The following is a 21,638-nucleotide window of genomic DNA, read 5'->3' as shown; positions in this document are numbered from 1 at the left end:
CAGGCAGCTCAGGTAGCTCAGGTAGCTCAGGTAGCTCAGGTAGCTCAGGTAGCAAAGGCAGCAAAGGCAGCGGTAGCTCAGGCAGCAAAGGCAGCGGTAGCTCAGGTAGCAAAGGCAGCGGTAGCTCAGGCAGCTCAGGCAGCTCAGGCAGCGGCAGTCACGGAAGCGGCAAAAAACCAAAAGGTCCTAAAGGTAAAAAAGGTCCAAAAGGTAAGAAAGGTAGCAAGGGAAGCAGCGGTAGTGGCAGCTCAGGTAGCTCAGGCAGCTCGGGTAGCTCAGGAAGTCACGGTAGCTCAGGTAGCGGTAGCAGTGGCAGTCACGGTAGCAGTGGCAGCAAAGGCAGTGGAAGCTCAGGCAGCTCAGGCAGCTCAGGCAGCTCAGGCAGCTCAGGCAGCTCAGGCAGCTCAGGCAGCTCAGGCAGCTCAGGCAGCTCAGGCAGCTCAGGCAGCTCAGGTAGCTCAGGTAGCGGAAGCAGTGGCAGCAAGGGAAGCAGCGGTAGTAGCGGCAGCAATGGCAGCAAGGGAAGCAGCGGTAGTAGTGGCAGCCATGGTAAAAAGGGACCAAAAGGTAAAAAAGGTCCAAAAGGTAAAAAACACTAACAGTAGCAACCGATACTTTCAAAAGTATCGGTTTTTTTGTTCATTCCTTGTTACATAAACCTATTAAAATGCATGTGTGTCATTCGTCTATATATAAAAATATAGGTAAAAATCTAGTAGAATTATTGAAAATACTTCTAGTTACATGCTGATTTATGAAAAGACGAGACATTCGTTTAGAACAAGCCTTCCCATTGGGACGTACTATAAAGCAAGGGACAAGAAGGAAATAAACGGAAAATAATGAACAAATTTTTTGTGAAGGGAGTAAATTAATTTATATGTATCATCAATCGACGGTAATCATTACCATCTTTGCTTTTATTCTAACAATGGTCCTGATCTTTATCCGTCCAAAAAATATGAATGAAGCAATCCCAGCGACAATAGGGGCCATTATTGTTTTTGTAAGTGGAAGCGTTTCGACTGGGGATTTATTAGATATAAGTTCAAAAGTTACGGGGGCTGCAATTACCATCATCGCCACAATTGTTATGGCCATCGTACTTGAAAGTTTCGGTTTTTTTAGCTGGACAGCTGCTTTAATGTTGAAAATATCGAAGGGTTCGGGTATTCGATTATATTGGAATACCTTAATACTCTGCTTTTTAATGACACTATTTTTTAATAACGATGGAAGTATCTTAATTACTACACCAATCCTGATCTTAATTTTAAATAATCTAAAGTTAAAAAACAGGCAAAAGATACCGTTTCTCTTAAGTGGTGCGTTAATTGCGACTGCTTCTAGTGCTCCAATAGGTGTTAGTAACATCGTTAATCTAATAGCCTTGAAAATAATAGGGATGGATTTGTATCTCCAAACGGAAATGATGTTTGTTCCTGGGGTTCTGGGATTACTATTTTTATCCTATCTATTATTCCTAGTTTTTAAGAAAGATATTCCGAAAGAAATCCGCTTCCATTCCTACTCCATTCCACTGCATAAAAACCGTCCATATCATCCATTACAACAAGGCTCGGAAACTTTATTCAATCAACAAAAGAAACTCATGATCAATATGCTCATCTTTGTATTCCTTGTACGGATTAGTCTTTTCGTCGCATCCTTTATTGGCATCTCAGTCTCGTTGGTAGCTGTGTGCGGTTCGGTTATCTTACTCATATGGAGATGGATTCACTTAAAGGTAAATCCAAAAGATGTGGTCGGTAAAATTCCGTGGCATATTTTAATATTCGCCTTTAGTATGTATGTCATCATCTATGGTTTACACAATATTGGATTATCGAATCTTCTTATAAGCTATCTAAAACCTATCGTTAATGATAGTCTGATTCATGCTAGTTTAACCATGGGTGTCATAACAGCATTTCTTTCAAATATCTTTAACAACCATCCAGCCTTAATGATTTCAACCTTAGCCTTGACGGAAATGGGACTAGAACCCTTATTTACGAAAACCGTTTACTTATCAAACATCATTGGCAGTGATATTGGGTCGCTGATTCTCCCAATTGGAACTCTTGCAACACTGCTTTGGATGCATATTTTAAAGACTAATAAGATTAAAATAACTTGGATGGAATATATAAAAGTGACCATTGTTGTCATACCTCTAACCCTAATTTTCACGCTAATTAGCTTGTATTTATGGCTATTACTCGTATTTGCCGCTTGATAATAAATGATAAAAAAGGACTCATCTATCGATGGGTCCTTTAGTGTTCGGGATATTCACCACTTGTTTAACCAAAGGAAAAAGAACGCAGCCTAGATAAATTCCAAGTAAATTTAAAATCAAATCGTCTATGTCCAAGCTCCCACGATGGGAAACAAATTGCAAAACCTCAATGCATGCAATCATCAATGAAGCAATAAATAATGCCTTCCATTGAGAAAACTGTTTAAACCTAAGGAATAGGCCGTAGGGAAGGAACAAACCAATATTAGCAGCCAGATTATAAAAGGAAATTAACCAGTTCACTTTTCCTGACAAATAAAATGCAACGGTGGAAAAGGGAACAAGATTCATTGAGTGATAGCTTTGCTCGTTTGGGCGGAAAAATAACAAAATCACAAGTGCAACCGTGTAGAGAGTTAACCCTCCCAAAAAGAGTGGGTAGGGAAGATTGATCGTTTCTTTCCGGATAATTAAAACCAACCATAAGACCAACCAAACAATACAGAACAGGACCACTATTAAAACGATTGGGTGTAAATATGAAACTAGTCGAATAAAAACAGGTGAAAAAAGAATAAATATAACAAAAGAAATCATCATTGAAATAAATAATGTTTTTCTCAATTATTTTGATCCTTTTTGATAATATTCTGCCATCATTTCTGCAGGAACCATGCTTCCGCCAGTTGCCCAAACGATATGTGCAGCATTGCTCATTTTATCCAATAAATTATGGTTCCGTAAGTAATCATTTCCCTCTCTACATAAGAAAACCGGTCCAATCATCCCTGCGAGTGCTGAAGGCTCTAAATGAATTTCTTCAGTATCTACAAGATCCTTGAGCAATTTGTATAATTGTTCGTCGCTTATTGTATAACTTCCACTTAAGAAAGGGTCAATAATTTTGCCGACAAATCCCGAGGGTCTACCGACAGCAAGTCCATCTGCATCGGTGACATTGTCAATTCCGATATCCTGAACAGAAATTTGATCATGTAATCCCGTCATTAATCCGAGTAACATACAAGGAGAATGGGTGGGTTCAGCAAAGAAACAGTGGACGTTATCTTTAAACAATTGCTTCAATCCAAATGCTACGCCTCCTGGACCACCGCCAACCCCACATGGCAGGTAAACGAATAAAGGGTGGTTTTCATCAACTGTGATTTCTAACTGTTCCAACTGCTTTTTCAACCGGGAGGCGGCCACGGCGTATCCTAAAAATAAATCACTTGAATTTTCATCATCCACGAAATAACAACTAGGATCTGCTTTTGCTTGGATTCGTCCTTGCTCCACAGCTTTGCTGTAATCGGCTTCATATTCAATTACCTGCACATTTTTGCTGCGAAGCAAGTCCTTTTTCCATTGTTTTGCGTCCGCGGACATATGAACTGTTACCTTAAACCCTAATTTAGCACTTATGATACCAATACTTAGCCCTAAATTTCCAGTAGAACCGACGGCAATAGAATAAAGGGAAAAGAAGGATCGAAATTTTTCACTTGCTAGAATCGAATAATCATCTTGGATGGTAAGCAATTGATGTGTAAGAGCCAATTCTTCTGCATGTTTAAGTATTTCATAAATACCGCCTCGCGCTTTAATTGACCCTGAGATTGGCAGGTGACTATCACACTTTAGTAATAAATCACCTAAGATAGGCCGTCCGTAATCCTGGGCTAATTTTTGCTGCATAGATGGTATGCCCACTAATGGAGATTCAATGATCCCATTGGCTGCTTTTGTTTCCGGGAAAACCTTAGAGAGATAGGGAGCAAAACGATTCAATCTTTCTTCAGCATCTTTAATCTCCACTACAGTCAGCGGAGAATCGATCCCTTGCTGAGAATTTTCAAGGTTAGGATTCACCCAAAATACTTCCTCTAATGATTTGAGTTTTTCTAATAATGGGAGTTTTTTGCTATCGAGCCATGTTTGTATTTCTTTGTTATTCATGTTCTTCATTGGGATACCTCTGTCTTTTGGGAATATAATCAAGCGTTTTTTTAGAATATATATATTTTATCACAAGAATATTTTTGCAACGTTATTAATTGTAAAGTAGTCGCTTGTCTTTAACACTTGTTTTCTTCTTGCATATGATTTAAATAAAAGGCATGTGAGGGACATGTATTTAGTTGGCTTTTACTCTCCAAAAGCAAAATCAGGTGTAACTGAATTGTCTTTATCCATTTATAATTGGCTTAAATTAAATACAAATTTAGCTGCAGCATTCATTTCTTACGGGACTTTAGAAAAAGAAGAGACTTCAAATGAGCTCATCCACGAATTTTCGAAATTAACTTTAATCGAACAAAAACGAAAAGTGAAGTTAATGAAAAAAAAGTACGATATCATTATTTATGATGCATCAAGTCAACTTTCCGAGGGTGTCTTAAAGCTTTTACCGATTGTTGACCGGTTATTTGTTGTGGGTGAAGAACATACTGATTTTGCCGTTAAACTGCAAAAAATTATTCAATTTGATAAAATTTTTGATAAAAGCGTCAAAAATTTTATTACACATTTACGAGGCAGTAAAACGTTTATAATTCGTGAAAATAAGGAAGATCGTGTGATTGGATTCAACTTCTCAAAAAATGAAACAAATACTATTGGTCAGATGGTGTATACAGACTATGTAACACGGTATATAGAAGAGAAATTCATTGAAAAAAATATTAAAATATTTAAGAAGATCTTAGGTATACCTAAGAAGGACTTGTATAAAGGCTTACATGAATTAGGTATTGATTTTGAAAAAGCACTGCTCTTTCATGAATATGTTTTTCTCCGGGAAGCGTTAGGTCAAGATTACCAAGAAGCACTAGAAACTCTCTTTCCACTTTTAATTAATTCCACCTACAAAGAAATTTTTGAAAAATTTCAAAATGAAATAAATTTTATCAAAAAAGTAAAATTATTATGATGGATAAAAAACAGTGTTACATTGGGTAACTCTGTTTTTTGTTGTTTTAATCTTCATGAAATTATTATGCTTGGATTTTATCTGAGGATAAATGTACAATCAAATAGGTGAACGTTTATTAAGATAAAATAAAATAGGTGGGAAAAAGCATGATTGCAAAGACGGAAGAGGATTTTAATGGATTGAAAGAAATTGGCAGAATCGTTGCCGGGATTCGTGATGAATTAGTGCAACGAGCGGTACCTGGAGTTACTACTAAAGAGCTCGACGATATAGCTGGTCAGTTATTTGAGAAAGAGGGCGCCATTTCTGCTCCAAAGGGGGAGTACGATTTTCCCGGGTTTACGTGTATTAGTGTCAATGAAGAAGTGGCTCATGGAATTCCGAGTGATCGAGTGATTCAAGAAGGAGATCTTGTTAATATAGATGTTTCTGGTTCCAAGAACGGTTATTTTGCAGACACAGGCGTCTCGATTGTCGTCGGAAAAGGTGAGGAAATCTTATCGAAAATTTGCGCCGTTGCAAAAGAGGCATTTGAAGCTGGTCTTAAAAAAGCAAAACCAGGTTCCAAAATAAACGGGATGGGTAAAGTCGTTTTCCAAACGGCTAGAAATCATGGATTAACCGTGATTAAAAATCTTACAGGACACGGTATTGGACGAACAATCCATGAAAAACCTGAATATATTTATAATTATAATGAAACCTCTGATAATGGATTGCTTAGAGAAGGAATGGTTATTGCATTTGAACCATTTATTTCAACCCATGATGAAGAAGTGTTTCAACTAGAAGACGGCTGGACCTTTGTTACAGAAAAAAGCTTTGTCGCTCAGTACGAACATACACTTATCGTAACTAAAAACGGACCAGTCATATTAACACGCTGATAACCATAGATCAAACCGGAACGTTGACTGTACGGTTTGATCTATGGTATATTTAATTTAACATTTAACTGGAAGGGGTGAGTATTTTGGGGAGTTGTATCGAATTGGTGAAATAGCAAAATTAAAGAATATTTCCAAACGGACAATTGATTATTACACCCAAATAGGCTTACTTAACCCTATTCGGACGGATTCTAATTATCGATTGTACAGTGAGGAGTGTCTTCAAATTTTAAATATGGTTGAACATTATAAAAATTTGAATATGCCCCTTGAGGAAATAAAGTCTTCCATTGAATTGATTAAGTCAGACAATACAATTGATAAACAAAAAGTAGAAAAACATGTGGAGCAGATTGCTAGTATTATGCAGCATCTAAAAGAAGAAATAAATGTTATGGAACCTATTCTTCAAAAATTAAACAACCAGCAAAAAGAATCACTTGTTAATAAATTATCATCAGAAGGCGTTACCTTGGCTCAAACATTATTATTATTGTTTAGCTAAGTATTAATTTATTATTTTGATAGAAAATAAATAAACTCGTAAATAAACAGGAGGTGTATTCCTTACTTATCTTTTAAGTAAGGAGACCATTGATAATTAGTAATCTACTAATAATAGCAATTTTAATTGCTTTTACAGCATTTTTTGTAGCTTATGAATTTGCTATTGTTAAAATCCGCGGTACACGTATTGATCAGCTCGTTAGCGAAGGGAACAAGAACGCGATCGCGGCAAAAACGATTGTTACTAATCTTGATGAATATTTATCTGCATGTCAATTAGGAATTACCGTTACAGCTTTAGGACTTGGGTGGTTAGGAGAACCAACGGTGGAACTTATCCTTCATCCGCTGTTAAGTTACTTTAACATACCAGAATCTATATCAGGTATTACTTCATTTATACTAGCGTTTGCATCAGTAACTTTTATTCACGTAGTAGTTGGGGAGCTTGCACCAAAGACTTTTGCCATACAAAAAGCGGAAGAGGTCACTTTGATTTTTGCAAGACCAATGATTCTCTTTTATAAAATAATGTATCCATTTATTAAAGCACTAAATGGTTCTGCTCGTTTCATCGTCGGAATTTTTGGACTGAAACCTGCATCAGAACATGAAGTAGCACACTCAGAGGAAGAACTTCAATTAATCATTTCCGAAAGCTATAAGAGCGGGGAGATTAATCAATCTGAATATAAATATGTGAACAATATTTTCGAATTTGATGATCGAAACGCCAATGAAATTATGGTACCGCGCACTGAAATTATTGCTTTTGATATCTCACAATCTTTAAATGAATGTCTTCAAATCGTAACGGAAGAAAATTATACAAGGTATCCCGTCATCGATGGTGAGAAGGATAACATCGTTGGTATGGTAAATATGAAAGAGGTTTTTACCGAATATATTAGAGGCAAGAATGTTGAAACATCGATTCAAGAGTATGTTCGCCCAGTTATCCAGGTTATTGAATCGATCCCAATCCATGATTTGCTCCTGAAAATGCAAAAAGACCGTGTTCATATGGCGATCTTAATGGATGAATATGGCGGTACAGCAGGATTAGTCACCGTCGAAGATATTTTAGAAGAAATTGTTGGTGAAATCCGTGATGAGTTTGATGCGGATGAAGTACCTGAAATTAATAAAATTAGTGAAAATAAAACCATCGTTGAGGGTAAAGTCCTAATTGATGAAATTAATGATTTATTCGGTTTAGACCTTGACGATTCAGATATGGATACCATCGGTGGATGGATCTTATCAGAAAAAATGGATGTCGTCGAAGGCGATAAAGTTAGATATGATGATTATGAATTTAAAGTGCTGGAAATCGATGGTTACCATATTAAATCATTAGAAATTTTAAAAATTGCCAAGCAAGAATCGATTGCTTAAACTAACTCCCTCTTGTCTAGATATGAGGGAGTTTTTTTTGTAACCCTATAAGAATCTAAGAAACTGACACAAAAAGGAAAAGTTCAAATCCTTATTGTGTCAGTTTTTTTCATTATATCGTTATATCTGCCTAAACTTTGTAAAAATCTTTACAAAGTATTTAGAAACTTAATAAATATTCTAAATTTTTTACAAACTCTTCACCAGTACTCAACAGCAACTTCAAGTTTTGTACCTATACTTTACGTATGGATTAGCAAAACACTTTATTAATAAATCTTATGGGGTGGTACATTTGTGAGTACTGAAAAAAGCTACAATATCTACCAAGATTATTTGACGGTCCCAGCCTCTAAACTCACATTATCAAAGAATGTGGAACATTACCTCTATTTAAAAAGAGGGTATGATATTTTTCTTGCAGCCACTGGGTTTCTTATCGCACTGCCAATCGTTGTTATATTTGCTGCCCTCATCGTCCTTGAAACACCAGGTTCACCATTTTATGTTCAGGAGAGGCTTGGGAAGAATGGAAAACGTTTCAAGATGGTAAAGTTACGATCCATGAGGATTGATGCTGAAAAAGAGGGGGCCAAGTGGGCAGTGGTAAATGATCCTCGTATAACAAAAGTTGGGGCTTTTATACGAAAAACACGCATTGATGAGCTTCCTCAATTGATATCGGTTTTAAAAGGAGATATGTCAATAGTTGGTCCAAGGCCCGAAAGACCTGTTTTTACAGCACAATTTAATAAAGAGATAAAAGGTTTTGAAAATCGTTTGCTTGTTAAACCAGGCCTAACAGGACTTGCCCAGGTTAGTGGGGGTTATGATATTTCTCCAAGAGAAAAACTTCAATATGACTTGGTGTACATACAAAATCTAACATTCTCACTTGAACTAAAGATTATTTTAAAGACATTTAAAGTCATTATCACAGGAGATGGAGCACGATAAAAAAGGCAGGGAATGTATATGTCAGACATCAAAAACCAACTACATAAAGGAGTAAAGTGGACTGGAATATCTACACTTATGATTTCAGCTATTCAAATCATCCAGTTTGCATTACTTGGAAAACTAATGAGTATATCCGAATTTGGGCTAGTAGGAATGATTACAACCATAGTTGTGTTTGCCCAAATATTGCTAGATTTAGGCTTTGGTTCAGCCGTGATTCAAAAAGAAAAGGTTTCATCTCGTGTGTTGTCAACCCTGTTTTGGCTCAATGTGGGGGTTGGTTTGGGCTTGTTTGTTCTCTTATTTCTATGTAGCCCACTGATTGCAATGTATTTTCAACGGAGTGAATTAAGCGAGCTGATTCGTATATTGGCGCTGATGTTTTTAATCGCTCCAATCGGTCAGCAATGCCAATATTTGTTGCAAAAAGAATTACGTTTTAATTTGCTGGGGGCAATTGAAGTGGGGACTACGTTGATCTCCTTTTTATCATTGGTTATTCTCATGTTTACAATTCGTCCGATTTATGCCTTTGTCATTTCACAAGTTGTCCTGAATTCGTTAAAAGGCATTCTTTATTATATTAGTTATCAAAAGAAATGGCGTCCTTCTTTGGTATTTGATTTGTCGGAATGCAAAGAATACATGACGTTTGGGGCATACCAATTAGCCTCACGGTTAGTTAATCGAATTGGCTCCAATCTTGATGTTATATTAATTGGCCGATTTATGGGTGCTGAGGCACTTGGTATTTATAATCTTGCCTATCAAATCGTAACCATTCCGGTATTAAAAATCAATCCGATTATTACAAGAGTAGCTTTTCCGGTTTTTTCGAAAAGTCATCAAAATCAAGTTGAATTAACTGATGGATTCTTACATATGACAAGGCTATTAAGTCTAGTTTCTTTTCCCATCTTGATGGGTTTGACGGCGGTGTCAAATGTTTTAATCCAAACTATTTTTGGACAGAAGTGGCTGGACGCTGTTCCTGTTTTGCAAATTATGGCAGTCGTAGGCATTCTAAGGGTTTTAATGAATCCAAATGGATCTGTAATTTTAGCAAAAGGAAAAGCGAATCTTGCATTTTATTGGGATGCCTGCGTTCTCATTTTCTATGGTGTTTCTTTATGGCTAGCGGTAATGACGAATAAATTGGAAATTGTAGCTTGGACCTATGCAGGGGTAAGCCTGGTGAATTTCTTAGTTGGTAGATGGTTCTTAAACTACTTGATACAGCTGCGTTTTCGGCAATACCTGAAAACCATATCTGTTCCATTCCTATTATCTTTGCTCATAACAGCAATCGCCTTTTGTATGAAAGAAATTTCTGTCTTTTATTTTTCTCAAACCAGCATTTGGCCACTTATTTTTTCGGTGGGCATAAGTGCAGTCGTCTATATGTTGCTTTTGTATAAGATGTATCCCCATTTTTTCTTGAGAATCGTAAAAAAACAAATAAGAGGGCAATCCTAATGAAGATTTTATGGATTACAAGTGTATATCCTAGTGACGAAAACCCTGGTCTTGGTGTATTTCATGAAACTCAGGTTCAAGCATTGATTCGACAAGGAGTGGAGGTTACAGTGATTTGTCCTGTACCGCGCAATCCCGTTTTGATCAGATACGCGCGAAAGAAATATCGAGCGAATCAGGGTATTCCTTTTCAGTATCTCCGAAAAGGAGTAACGGTCTATCGCCCGTCCTATTTAGCTCTTCCAGGCCAACTAAGATGGGCCCAGCCAGATAAACGGATTGCAGCTTCCATATTAAAAACAATGTCGGATTACCAGATAGAGGCCGATTTAATTCACGCACATTTTGCCATGCCGTCTGGAGGGGCAACGAGAATTGTTGCTGAACAAAAAAAGCTGCCATGGGTACTTACGTTACATGGTAGTGATGTAAATATTTATCCCTATTTTAGTACTAGTGCGAAAAAAGTATTCAAACAAACTGTACAGGCGGCAAATCAGGTAATAGCAGTGGGTGAAAGTCTTAAAAAGAGAGCAAAAGAGTTAGCAGGTAGGGATAGTATAGTTCTCCCTATAGGGATTGATCTATCAAAATTTCAACAAACATCCGAAACCAAAACTCAACTAAGAAGACGTCTTAAACTTCCAGAATACAAGAAGATTATTGTTTTTGTAGGAAGGTTAACAAAAGCCAAAGGTGTTTTTGAACTCGCTCATTCACTTGAATGGCTTTCTAATGATGTAGCCCTTGTGTTTGTTGGAGATGGGCCCGCTAAAGAAAAATTACTTCAGCATTCTGATTTTAATAGAAGATTGTTCTTAACAGGGCAGGTTGAAAATGAAAGTGTAAAAGATTATTTGTTTGCTAGTGATATATTGGCCCTCCCGTCTTACACAGAAGGGATGCCAACTGTTGTCATTGAAGCATTAGCCTTGAAAATACCAGTGATATGTACAGCAGTAGGAGGTGTTCCGGACTTATTTGGGGAGCATGGTCCGCTTTTAATAAAAAGTAAGTCGGTATCAAGCTTAGTAAATCGTATAACCGATATCCTAAATCGAAATCTATATACTCCAGAGGTTCAGGATCAACTATATGAAAATATACAAAAAAACTATCATGCCGATCACAATGGAGCATTGCTAAATGATGTCTATACACGGACGATAGAATCTATTTATTTAACTGAATAGTCTTTTCTTCAAGTAAAAATCATCAGGAGGAATGATAATGATGAAAAAAATTGCTGTCATTGGAACTGGATATGTTGGTCTCGTATCAGGCACATGTTTTGCTGATTCAGGAAACCAAGTTACTTGCTGTGATATTGATCAACTGAAAATAAACGACCTCATACGGGGGATCATGCCTATTTATGAGCCTGGTTTAAAAGAGCTGGTCCACAAAAATGTACGGAAGGGAACGCTAAATTTTAGCGCTAATATAAGTCAAGAGATTCGAGATGCTGAGGTAATTTTTATTGCAGTTGGTACCCCAATGACATCATCAGGCAAAGCGGACTTAACCTATGTAAAACAAGTCGCTAAATCCATAGGTGAAAATTTAAATAATTACAAAGTGATTGTCACAAAAAGTACGGTACCCGTTGGAACTGGCAAGTTAATCGAAACTATTATTCATGAATTCAACAAAGAAAAACAACCTTTTGATGTTGTTTCAAATCCTGAATTTTTAAGAGAAGGGACAGCTATTCAGGATACGATGAATATGGAGCGTGCAGTAATTGGGGCCACAAGCGAAAAAGCTTTTCAAATAATTTCGGAAATACATCAACCGTTTACAGCAAATATTGTGAAAGCCTCTTTAGAAACGGCGGAAATAATTAAATATGCTGCCAATGCTTTTTTGGCTACTAAGATTTCATTTATTAATGATATAGCTAATATTTGCGAACGTGTCGGTGCTGACGTAACAAAAGTATCCACTGGAATTGGCTTAGATAGCCGGATTGGTAATAAATTTTTACAGGCAGGCGTTGGATTTGGCGGTTCCTGTTTCCCAAAAGATACCGCTGCGCTTCTGCATATTGCCGAGGATTGTGGGTACGATTTTAAATTAATCAAAGCGGTTATTGAAACAAACGAAGGGCAAAGGGTGCAATTAGTGAATAAATTGTTACTTAAATTAGGTTCTTTGAAAGGGAAAACAATAAGTGTTCTTGGATTAGCGTTTAAGCCAGATACAGATGATATTAGGTCTTCTCCAGCTATGGATATTATTCCTTACTTAACAGAGCAGGGTGCGATCGTTAAGGCATATGATCCCATCGCGATTGTAGAAGCAAAAAAACAGATCGGTTACCAGTGCACCTATTCAGAGGATATATATGAAACTATCAATGATTCAGATGCATGTATGATCTTGACAGACTGGAAGGATGTAAAAAAATTGGATTTACCATTAGTCAAACAATTAATGAAGCAGCCTCTGATTGTTGATGGCCGGAATCTTTTTGATTTAGAGATGATGAAAGGTCTTGGATTTACGTACCTTTCGATTGGGAGACCAGCCATCCAATCGGAATCAGTCATATCAAAGGTAATATAGGAGGGTTTTTGATGAGAAAAGTGATTGTCACAGGAGGCGCAGGGTTTATTGGCTCCCATATAGTAGAGGAATTGCTTCGAAAGGATTTCAAAGTTTCGGTTATTGATAATTTTTCAACTGGTCGACGAGAAAATATCGAGCACTTACCTATTGAAGTCATTAATTACGACATTACCGATCCAAGTGTAATTGAATTAATTGTTTCCCTTTGTCCAGATTATATTATCCATCAAGCCGCCCAAGTAAGTGTGGCAGAGTCTGTCAGGGACATTCTATTTGATGAAAAAGTAAATATTAGGGGATCTCTTCACATTATTAAAGCTGCGATTAAATCAAAGGTGAAAAGAGTAGTCTTTGCTTCATCCGCAGCTGTATATGGAAATCCTATGGAATTACCTTTGACCACCGCTCACCCAACGCAGCCTGAGTCACCATATGGTCTTACAAAGTTATCAGTTGAAAATTATTTGAAAATGTCGAGTAAACTGTATCGACTGCCATATAGTATTTTGCGCTACAGCAATGTATATGGTCCAAGACAAGACTCACAGGGTGAAGGTGGAGTTGTAGCTATTTTTTCAAATCAACTTACTGAGAATAGAGCACCCGTTATATATGGAGATGGAGAGCAAACGAGGGATTTTATTTTTGTTAAAGATGTCGCATCTGCAAATGTAAAGGCGCTTAATGCAAAGGAAAATATAAATGTCCATGTGTCATCAGGATCATGCATTTCCATCAATGAATTGTTTGAAATGATGAAAAAAGCTACTGGTTCGAATTTATCTCCAATCTATAAACAGGAGCGTCCAGGCGATATACGGAATAGTATTCTTGCCAATGAAGAAACAAAAACAATATTGAATTGGGAGCCCTCTATGACACTATTCGAAGGATTACAAGAGACTCTCCAATTCTCAAACAAAGCTTATCAATTGCAGCTAGTAAATGGTTAGTGTGACAAAGGAGAAGGAAGTTTGATGCAAAGTAATCCACTAGTTAAACAAGCAACAGATGTATCAGCTTGCGTTATGTACTTATTTATCATGACAACTTTTCTGAATCAATCGGTTTTAAACATTCATATTGGATTTTTTAGTTTATTTTTGTATCGCTTGTTCCTGATAGCTGCGGTTATTCTCTTTATCTTTCAAGCTATGAAACAAAGGAATCTTCCGCAATATTGGAATGAGGTACATGTAAAAGGTGTTCTCTTTTTTCTATTGTTTTGGATGGCCTATGGAGCGGTTTCACTACTATGGGCAAAGTCCATTATAGAAGGAATTAAGTCATTAATTCTTTTGGGTATGGGAATATTGTTTGTTTTTCTGGCAGTTTTTACTTTTAGGAAAATGATCAATTTGGTTCTGTTTTATGGAATTTGGATGTTTATGACAGCCATTTTATTGGTGATTGGATTAATAAATCATTTTGCACACATCCAGTTGCCTACATCAACTTTATACGGAGGCTCTGAGTATAAGCTGTCATATCCAACATCTGTTTTCTTTAATCAAAATGATTTTGCCACGTTTCTTACCATATCCTTCTTTTTTTATCTATCTTTAACAAAAAATAGTAAGCTAGTATTTTTTAAAACAACAAGTTTTATACTTTCGATTTTATGCGTGTATATGATCTATTTGACGGAATCGCGGGCTAGTTTGCTTGGAGTCATGATCGGCTTAATCGTTTATATGTTTATCCTTCTTCCGAGATTTTTTAAGAGAGTGGCAGCCATTATCGGTTCAACAGTTTTCCTATTTTGTGTACTAGTATTTTTCGGCAAGTTTATCCATATGTTTGAGCGTTTGTTTAGTGCTGCAACCTTTTATCCAAGTAATGAACTGCTTCCATCTAATCTAGCGAGATTAAATTTACTGAGAAATACCCTTCACTTTTCATTAGAAACATTTGGATTTGGGGTTGGTGCTGGCAATATCCCATTCTATTTAAAAAACGAGTCCATCTATGCAACAAATCATGTGGTAGAAGTCCATAATTGGCTGGCTGAAATAATGGGTAATTTTGGAGTAATAATTTTGCTTGGTTATGTAACCATGTATGCTTATCTTTTCGTAAGTCTCTATAAATTTTATAAAGCATGTACCAACCGGAACCATAAAGGGTTACTTGAAGCCTGTATGATGGGCTCTATTGGATTTCTTGTTTCAAGTATCAGTCCAAGTTCTGTTAGTAACCTATATTTTCATTGGGTATTTCTTGGATTAGTTATTTCTATCGTTTCGGTATTGACAGGCAAGAAAAATCAACTCAATGTGGAAAATTCCTACTAAGGAGCAAGGTTCAAATGGGACAAATGATTCAAGCTTTAAAAGACAGAATGAACAAATACATCCTAATAATATTAGCAACAACCGTTTTGCTTGGTGTGATGGGGTGGCTGCTGCCGGTAGGAAAAGAGGAATCAAGTTATACAGTAGAAGCATCCCTTACCCTTGGAAACTACAATAACCCAGAGTTTAATAATCCTAAACGTGTCATTATTTTTTTAACCACCCCCCCATTTTATGAAGAACATTTGGCGGATCTATGGGAAGAAAAGTATGACGAAATAAGTACGAAATTAAATGTAACAGCAGGAACGGATAACATGATAACACTTTCGTATTCCGATCATTCGAAAGAAAGCTCTGCTAAGGTTCTTAACGAAATCATAAGCGCCTTTATGGCCATTGACAAAGCTAAGTTCCAACAAAAACAGAAAATCATTCAGGAATCTATTGAATCATTAAACAATGAAAAAGTAGGTCCAGAGGCATTAGTAGATCAGGAACGATTCTTATATGAACTGAAGACAGCTGATAATGAAATTAAACCGGCTTTATTATTAAAAAAAGCAGATGAAAATGCAATAAATACTGAAAATAGAGCCTTCAACTCAAAAGAGAGAGCGGTTTTAGGGGTGTTATTGGGCGTAACACTAGGCTTTTTATGGATAGTTTTCCCCGTAATTTTCCGGGAAGGGTCATATGAATAGGAGGTTTTTTTATGGGTCCACAGCAGCCACTGATCTCAATTATAACACCTTCATATAATGCCAATTTGTTTATAGAACATACAATTGATTCAGTTCGAAAGCAAACCTTTCAAAACTGGGAAATGGTTATTGTAGATGATTGTTCTACTGACGATACACCAGATAAATTAAAATTCTATGAAAAAATAGATGAAAGAATACATGTTATTTATTTAAATCAGAATGGTGGGGCTGCTGTTGCAAGAAACATTGCTTTGCAGCATGCAAAGGGCAGATTTGTGGCATTTCTTGATAGTGATGATTGCTGGAAACCAGAAAAATTGGAAAAACAGCTTAATTTTATGCAAACAAACGATTATGCTTTTACGTTTACAGGCTACGAATTTGTATCAAATGAAGGAGTACAATTGAACAAACGGATAGGAGCTCCCAAGCAGGTTTCGTACAATGATATGTTAAAGAATACTATAATAGGATGTTTGACAGTAATGATTGATCGAAGCATTGTCGGTCAAATTCAAATGCCTAACATACGAACACGACAGGATTTAGCCACCTGGCTTGCCATTTTAAAAAAGGGCATTATTGCATACGGGTTAAATGAAAATTTGGCCGAGTACCGGATAGGAAATCCTTCCATTTCGAGAAACAAGTGGAAAGCTGCAAAAATGAATTGGTTTGTGTATCGCAAGGTTGAAAAGCTAAACCTTATAAAAGCATTTTGGTGTTTTTCTCATTATGCCTTGCATGCGGTTGTTAAAAGGATCTAGAAAGGGATGGGACAAATGAAAAGCATACATATCATTGTGGCAACAGGTGAGTGGGATCAAGATCAACTTCGGTATCGTAGACATCGGCTTGCAGAATATTTGCAAAATCATCCTGAAACAAAGGAAGTAATCTGGTTATGTCCAACACCAAACCAAAAAGAAAAGCACAATAAAAGATTATCAAATGGAATATATCAGTGGACCATCCAAGATTTGTTTCCACAAAAAGTGTTTCGGTTTGGCCGCTATATCGATGCATTTCATAAAATAAAATTGCAGCCATTACTATTATATTTAAAAAAAGCTAAGGAAAGATATACTGTTAATTTATGGTATACCTTTCCTGGATTCCCAACACTTTCTAACCTTTTTTCTTGGAATAAAGTGGTTTATGATTGCAGTGATTTATGGACCTCTCCTATCAATGGGAAAAACTCTATCCTATCCAATTTTAGAAAAAATATCATATCAAGTGCAGAAGAGCGGATTATTAATAGGGCAGATGTGATTTTTTGTACCTCTGAGTATTTACGTACAAGAATCATAGAAAAATTAGGTGCTGAAGAAAAGGTGTTTACCTTTGAAAATGGGGTGGAATTTGATAGGTTTGCAAACTATCCTACACAAATGGATCATATTCTACCTGATCATTTTGACGGAACGGTTTTAGGCTTTATCGGGGGAATTAAACCTAAGCTGGATTTTGATTTGATCCAGGAAGTAGCACAAAAAAAGCGTGAGTGGCTTTTTCTTTTTGTGGGTCCAGATGGTACCAATGATCATCCTAAATTTAAAAATTTATTAACTGAACGGAATGTTTTATGGACTGGAAGTGTCGCTCCTTCCGAGGTTCCAAAATATATGAACTTAATAGATATTGGAATTATGCCCTACAAGTCATCTCACTATAACCAAGCGGTCTTTCCATTAAAGTTATTTGAATTTCTAGCAGCGGGGAAGTCTGTAATTGGCATGCATTTGCCATCTACTAAAAAATATGCTGAGCAGTCTGTATATGCACTTTTAGATACCAATGATTCTAGCCAATTTATCAGTGCATGTGAACATTTAGAGAGCATCAAAAATCACGAAAACTATATCCTTAGACGTAAGACACTTGCTAAAACAAAAAATTGGAACGAAGTATTTGAGGATATGTTCCAATTAGTTTAGATTAGAACAAACCTAGTTTATTTCCATTGTAGGAGACCCAAAAGGGTTTCCTTATTTTTTCTGTTTATTAGTCCGTTGGAAATGTACAGAGTCTACATAGGCACAGGGTGCGTAATTTTAGGGGAAGGACATGATATGATTAGATAACTTTGTGGATAAGTAGATGGAAAATGATTGGGTGTAGCAATCAATGTTTATTCGATTTTGTTTTAAAGAAAGAGTAATAAAAAATTCTTATAAAGGCAACCGAGATATACATTAAGAACAGAAAATTTAGAAAACTATACATGCAACTTCCTCCTAGTCAGAAAATGTACTTATAAGAAGAGCTATTGAATAGGTATCGCTATAGTTACATTTTATGCTGTTAATACGAAGAGATAATGGATTCCATGTTAATCTTTTGTAAAGAAATGAGAATCTTATTTAACAGTGGGTTTAATGTGTTAAATGAAAATTTTTTCTCCTTTGAACAAAAATAATCGAAAAACCATATGCTATTAATAGGTGGTAAACCAAAAAGAAGACCGTGGCCGATGGACACGGTCTAAAAAACAACTCAAGCAGTGAATGAGTAATCCAACCCCGTCGGCCATAACAGGGTGGATTATTCTTTTTTTAGTATTAATATTTCTTTCAATGGTATTATATGGAATAATTATTCATTTTAAATGGTAATAATTTTATTTTGAGGGACTTACTTCTTCTAAAGTGGCTCAGACCTTAGCTAATGAAATAGGTGCTAAAACTGAAGTTTTAAATCCATTAGAAGGATTAACTAAAGAAGAGCAAGAAAAAGGTTTAGACTTGATTGATGTTATGAAAAACAATCTAGAGGCATTAAAACTATCATTTTAGAAATATAAATAAAAAAATGACCTATTCATCTGTGGAATAGGTCATTTTTCGTTAATAAATTAATATCCCCTAAAAACATACTCTTCTTTAGGAGCAGAAGTAGTCGACCAATCTTCTACCTTTAAATAGGGAATGTTTGTTTTAAAAGGCTGATAATAGATTGTTGATATTTTTCCATTTACAGTTACCCATTCATCGTTTTTAAATTTTTTGCCATCAGGCATTTCAACTAACATTCCAAAGACACCTGAATCTGCAATACAATGGATCACACCAAAGCGGAACACAAATATCTGGTTCTTATTGATTGTTTCTGAATCATTGAAAACAAAACCTTTAAACTCGATTTCTTTTCCAAGAAAATCACCAGGGAAGTTATAAATAGTTTCCATACCTTTTAAATAATTCTTATCATTCAAAAGAATCGTTTCTTTATTTACATACTTTTTCTTTTCCTTTTTCATTAACACATCATAATCATCTTTCCCATAATACACACTTGTATCTGGTCGCAAAAATTGCTGTTGCATAAAGGAATCGCCTTTTCCTTCATCGTAAATGGGAAAATGAAATCCTTTTGCTTTTACAATATTTGAATCAAGTGTAGCAATTGGAAAAAATAATCCTGAAATGATAGGAAAGGCGAAAATTGGATATATGAAAACTTTTTTATACCATTTATCCTCTTTTGCATGATTATGTCCACAATGATCATGTTCACAGTCAGCATCTTTTGACTCGCCTTTACTAAGCATAAAGATTTGGACAATCGTTAATACAAGTAATGCATAACCAGCAGTTGCAGAAAGATAAGAATATTTCATGTTGATATATTTATTAATATCCCCTGTAAGATGCATTTGAAAGATTAAATAAGTAAAACCAATTAATATTAAGCTTCTTATCATAGTTCCCACTCCTTAAAACAACAAAGAGTATACAAATACAACAGCGAAAACGGTAGAAACAATCATAAAAACTAGCCGCTTTTTAAACGTTGCAAGCATCATCATTAAATTTTTTATATCCACCATTGGCCCAAACACAAGAAACGCTAATAATGAACCAGTTGAAAATGTCGTTCTAAAAGATGAAGCGATAAATGCATCTGCTTCGGAGCAAAGAGAAAGAATAAAAGAGAGAGTCATCATCACGATGGAAGATGATGCTTGTCCCTGACCAATCGAAACAAGAGTCGATGTCTTAATATATGTTTGAACGGCTGCGGCAATTAGTGACCCGATAATTAAATATTTACCCATTGAGAAAAATTCTTCAACAGCATGTTCCAAGGTCTGCCAGATCTTTTTGAAAAATGGCGTGGATTTTCCATCAGAATGGTGAATATGGAAATGCTCTTTAAAAGGGCTCCCTTTATATCGAAAAGCGATCAAAATTCCTACTACAATAGCTACAATGATTGCTCCCAACGCACGGTATAACGCCATCTTCCAGTCACTGCCAAATGCAATAAAAGTTGCAAACAAGACAACAGGATTGATAATCGGTGCTGTCAGCATAAAGGCGATTCCCGCAGAGATTGGCACTCCTTTTGAGACTAGCCTACTGACGATTGGAACAATCCCACATTCACAAGAAGGAAATAAAATACCTAAGAAACTTGCAAAGATTACAGCTAATACTTTATTTTTTGGCATGATTTTTGCAATCATTTCTTCGGTAACAAATATTTGAATGATCCCTGAAATAAGTACGCCTAAAGTTACGAATGGCAGGGCTTCAATTAAGATCGAAATAAAAATGGTATTCATCTGAAAAAAAGATTGCGGTAAGGATATACCAAACATCGTAGTCCTCCTATAGTCAAGACTCATGGAAACTACTATACTCTCATCCTATTTATTAGTCCAACGAAAAATCTGGAATAAGTTATATTTATTACCCATGCGTTATTAAAGTACTAAAAAAGGTCAACCATAAATATCTGGCTGACACTATGAAAGGCGTGGGTACGTTTTTTCCAAATATAATCATTACAAATAACCTTATGTATGAAAAAAAATTTATTGCTACTTTATTATATTTCTTTCGATGAAACAGGTAAAAAAAGCTTAATCCCTCGTTTATTGAACGGTAAGATTTTAAAATCTGCAACCAAATGACTTATGTATCCAGCAAGGCAGGTGTAAAAAACGCCGTCAATTCCTAGGGATCTTTCTAATTTGGAAGCAATAATTCCGAAGAAAACAACCCCTAATATGGAATGGGTATAGCTTCGGTGTGAAACTAGAGACGCGATTAAAATATAAATCCCAAGCAGTATTAACCAAATTTCTGTTAAGGAGAATCCGCCTGCAATTACACCGATTCCTGTGATCATTAACATGTGCTTTTGCTTGATCAATGAGGCTGCAATCATCAACCCTATTCCGATCCCTAAACCAATCCACTTCTCTCTAGTAGTTCCTTCATAAAAACTATAAAAGACCATCAGTATTCCAATTAACTGTGCCGCTATCCGAATTACCTTATGAGATAAGGTGATTTTACCCCGAAGCTTCCCGTCTATGTCGAGATCGGGGATTAAGCCTGAAATACCACCTAATCCGACTAGAAAGAGTGTGGTTGAAGGGGAGGTATGGAAAGTGTTCGCAACTATAAAACCTGTTGCTGCTCCTATTGCTGCATGTGCCGTTCCGTTCACTTTTATTTCACCTCTATACTGTTATTTATGGTATTTTACAAAACACCACAACATATTTAATATACTATAAAACATTTGTTCTGTTTAGAGGGAAGTTAAATTTGTTTTAATCAAAATATATTTTGATTAGAGTCTTTTTATAAAACAGATAAAAATCGAATTATGTTGTTGTTTGTTTTGTCATTCCGTATAACA

General features: G+C 36.0%; 20 protein-coding genes and 1 pseudogene. 16 read left to right on the top strand and 5 right to left on the bottom strand.

Features of this window, described 5'->3' with window-relative positions; translation table 11 throughout:
• Together J7E63_RS14765 and J7E63_RS14760 are read left to right on the top strand one after the other, a co-directional pair.
• Window positions 1–657: hypothetical protein (locus J7E63_RS14765; RefSeq protein WP_215013519.1), on the top strand; the 657-nt coding region annotated here is incomplete at its 5' end.
• A 223-nt stretch (window positions 658–880) separates the two neighbouring features.
• Complete coding sequence (locus J7E63_RS14760; protein WP_215013517.1) at window positions 881–2,239, top strand: arsenic transporter; 1,359 nt, start codon at window positions 881–883, stop codon at window positions 2,237–2,239.
• 21 nt (window positions 2,240–2,260) lie between these two features.
• Here the strand turns inward: J7E63_RS14760 and J7E63_RS14755 are convergent, their stop codons facing one another.
• Together J7E63_RS14755 and J7E63_RS14750 are read right to left on the bottom strand one after the other, a co-directional pair.
• Window positions 2,261–2,866 carry a VanZ family protein gene (locus J7E63_RS14755; protein ID WP_215013515.1) on the bottom strand — a complete coding sequence of 202 codons (606 nt, stop codon included), beginning with the start codon at window positions 2,864–2,866 and terminating at the stop codon, window positions 2,261–2,263.
• Window positions 2,867–4,201 (bottom strand): D-serine ammonia-lyase, encoded by a 1,335-nt coding sequence (locus J7E63_RS14750; RefSeq protein ID WP_374193736.1) that lies wholly within the window; start codon window positions 4,199–4,201, stop codon window positions 2,867–2,869.
• Window positions 4,202–4,424: 223 nt separating this feature from the next.
• Between J7E63_RS14750 and J7E63_RS14745 the strand changes: the two genes are divergently transcribed.
• The 14 genes and pseudogenes from J7E63_RS14745 to J7E63_RS14680 form a co-directional block, all read left to right on the top strand.
• A complete protein-coding gene (locus J7E63_RS14745; protein WP_215013511.1) occupies window positions 4,425–5,174 on the top strand; it encodes a hypothetical protein in 750 nt (249 codons plus the stop codon).
• A 149-nt stretch (window positions 5,175–5,323) separates the two neighbouring features.
• Window positions 5,324–6,064, top strand: coding sequence for a type I methionyl aminopeptidase (gene map, locus J7E63_RS14740; RefSeq protein ID WP_215013509.1), 741 nt, complete (start codon window positions 5,324–5,326; stop codon window positions 6,062–6,064).
• A gap of 94 nt (window positions 6,065–6,158) precedes the next feature.
• On the top strand, window positions 6,159–6,572 hold the full coding sequence (locus J7E63_RS14735; protein ID WP_215013507.1) for a MerR family transcriptional regulator: 414 nt from the start codon (window positions 6,159–6,161) through the stop codon (window positions 6,570–6,572).
• 89 nt (window positions 6,573–6,661) lie between these two features.
• Window positions 6,662–7,972 (top strand): hemolysin family protein, encoded by a 1,311-nt coding sequence (locus J7E63_RS14730; protein WP_215013505.1) that lies wholly within the window; start codon window positions 6,662–6,664, stop codon window positions 7,970–7,972.
• Between the two features lie 297 nt (window positions 7,973–8,269).
• The gene (locus tag J7E63_RS14725) at window positions 8,270–8,929 is read left to right on the top strand and encodes a sugar transferase (RefSeq protein ID WP_215013503.1); all 660 of its coding nucleotides are present in this window, start codon (window positions 8,270–8,272) and stop codon (window positions 8,927–8,929) included.
• Between the two features lie 18 nt (window positions 8,930–8,947).
• A complete protein-coding gene (tuaB, locus tag J7E63_RS14720) occupies window positions 8,948–10,408 on the top strand; it encodes a teichuronic acid biosynthesis protein TuaB (protein WP_215013501.1) in 1,461 nt (486 codons plus the stop codon).
• Window positions 10,408–11,601 (top strand): teichuronic acid biosynthesis protein TuaC, encoded by a 1,194-nt coding sequence (gene tuaC, locus J7E63_RS14715; protein ID WP_215013499.1) that lies wholly within the window; start codon window positions 10,408–10,410, stop codon window positions 11,599–11,601. The genes tuaB and tuaC overlap by 1 nt, the downstream gene beginning before the upstream one ends.
• Window positions 11,602–11,632: 31 nt before the next feature.
• Window positions 11,633–12,976, top strand: a complete 1,344-nt coding sequence (tuaD, locus tag J7E63_RS14710; protein WP_285289937.1) for a UDP-glucose 6-dehydrogenase TuaD — start codon at window positions 11,633–11,635, stop codon at window positions 12,974–12,976.
• Between the two features lie 11 nt (window positions 12,977–12,987).
• A complete protein-coding gene (locus tag J7E63_RS14705) occupies window positions 12,988–13,932 on the top strand; it encodes an NAD-dependent epimerase/dehydratase family protein (protein WP_215013497.1) in 945 nt (314 codons plus the stop codon).
• Between the two features lie 24 nt (window positions 13,933–13,956).
• Window positions 13,957–15,273, top strand: a complete 1,317-nt coding sequence (gene tuaE / locus J7E63_RS14700; protein WP_251033545.1) for a teichuronic acid biosynthesis protein TuaE — start codon at window positions 13,957–13,959, stop codon at window positions 15,271–15,273.
• Window positions 15,274–15,287: 14 nt separating this feature from the next.
• On the top strand, window positions 15,288–15,977 hold the full coding sequence (locus J7E63_RS14695) for a GumC domain-containing protein (protein ID WP_215013489.1): 690 nt from the start codon (window positions 15,288–15,290) through the stop codon (window positions 15,975–15,977).
• Between the two features lie 11 nt (window positions 15,978–15,988).
• Window positions 15,989–16,747 carry a teichuronic acid biosynthesis protein TuaG gene (gene tuaG / locus J7E63_RS14690; RefSeq protein WP_215013487.1) on the top strand — a complete coding sequence of 253 codons (759 nt, stop codon included), beginning with the start codon at window positions 15,989–15,991 and terminating at the stop codon, window positions 16,745–16,747.
• A 6-nt stretch (window positions 16,748–16,753) separates the two neighbouring features.
• Window positions 16,754–17,920: a teichuronic acid biosynthesis protein TuaH gene (gene tuaH, locus J7E63_RS14685; protein WP_374193734.1), complete on the top strand. Its 1,167-nt coding sequence runs from the start codon at window positions 16,754–16,756 to the stop codon at window positions 17,918–17,920.
• A gap of 684 nt (window positions 17,921–18,604) precedes the next feature.
• Window positions 18,605–18,778: pseudogene (locus J7E63_RS14680) on the top strand (zinc ABC transporter substrate-binding protein); the annotation flags it as partial.
• A 59-nt stretch (window positions 18,779–18,837) separates the two neighbouring features.
• On the opposite strand, the gene J7E63_RS14675 reads toward J7E63_RS14680, so the two are convergent.
• From J7E63_RS14675 to J7E63_RS14665, 3 genes are all read right to left on the bottom strand, one after another.
• On the bottom strand, window positions 18,838–19,686 hold the full coding sequence (locus J7E63_RS14675) for a TIGR03943 family putative permease subunit (protein ID WP_215013484.1): 849 nt from the start codon (window positions 19,684–19,686) through the stop codon (window positions 18,838–18,840).
• Between the two features lie 12 nt (window positions 19,687–19,698).
• Window positions 19,699–20,586 (bottom strand): permease, encoded by an 888-nt coding sequence (locus tag J7E63_RS14670; RefSeq protein WP_215013482.1) that lies wholly within the window; start codon window positions 20,584–20,586, stop codon window positions 19,699–19,701.
• Between the two features lie 230 nt (window positions 20,587–20,816).
• Window positions 20,817–21,443 (bottom strand): metal-dependent hydrolase, encoded by a 627-nt coding sequence (locus J7E63_RS14665; protein WP_215013480.1) that lies wholly within the window; start codon window positions 21,441–21,443, stop codon window positions 20,817–20,819.
• Between the last annotated feature and the right edge of the window lie 195 nt (window positions 21,444–21,638).

The organism is Bacillus sp. ISL-75 (assembly GCF_018613095.1).
This window is presented reverse-complemented; position numbering and strand designations above follow the sequence as displayed.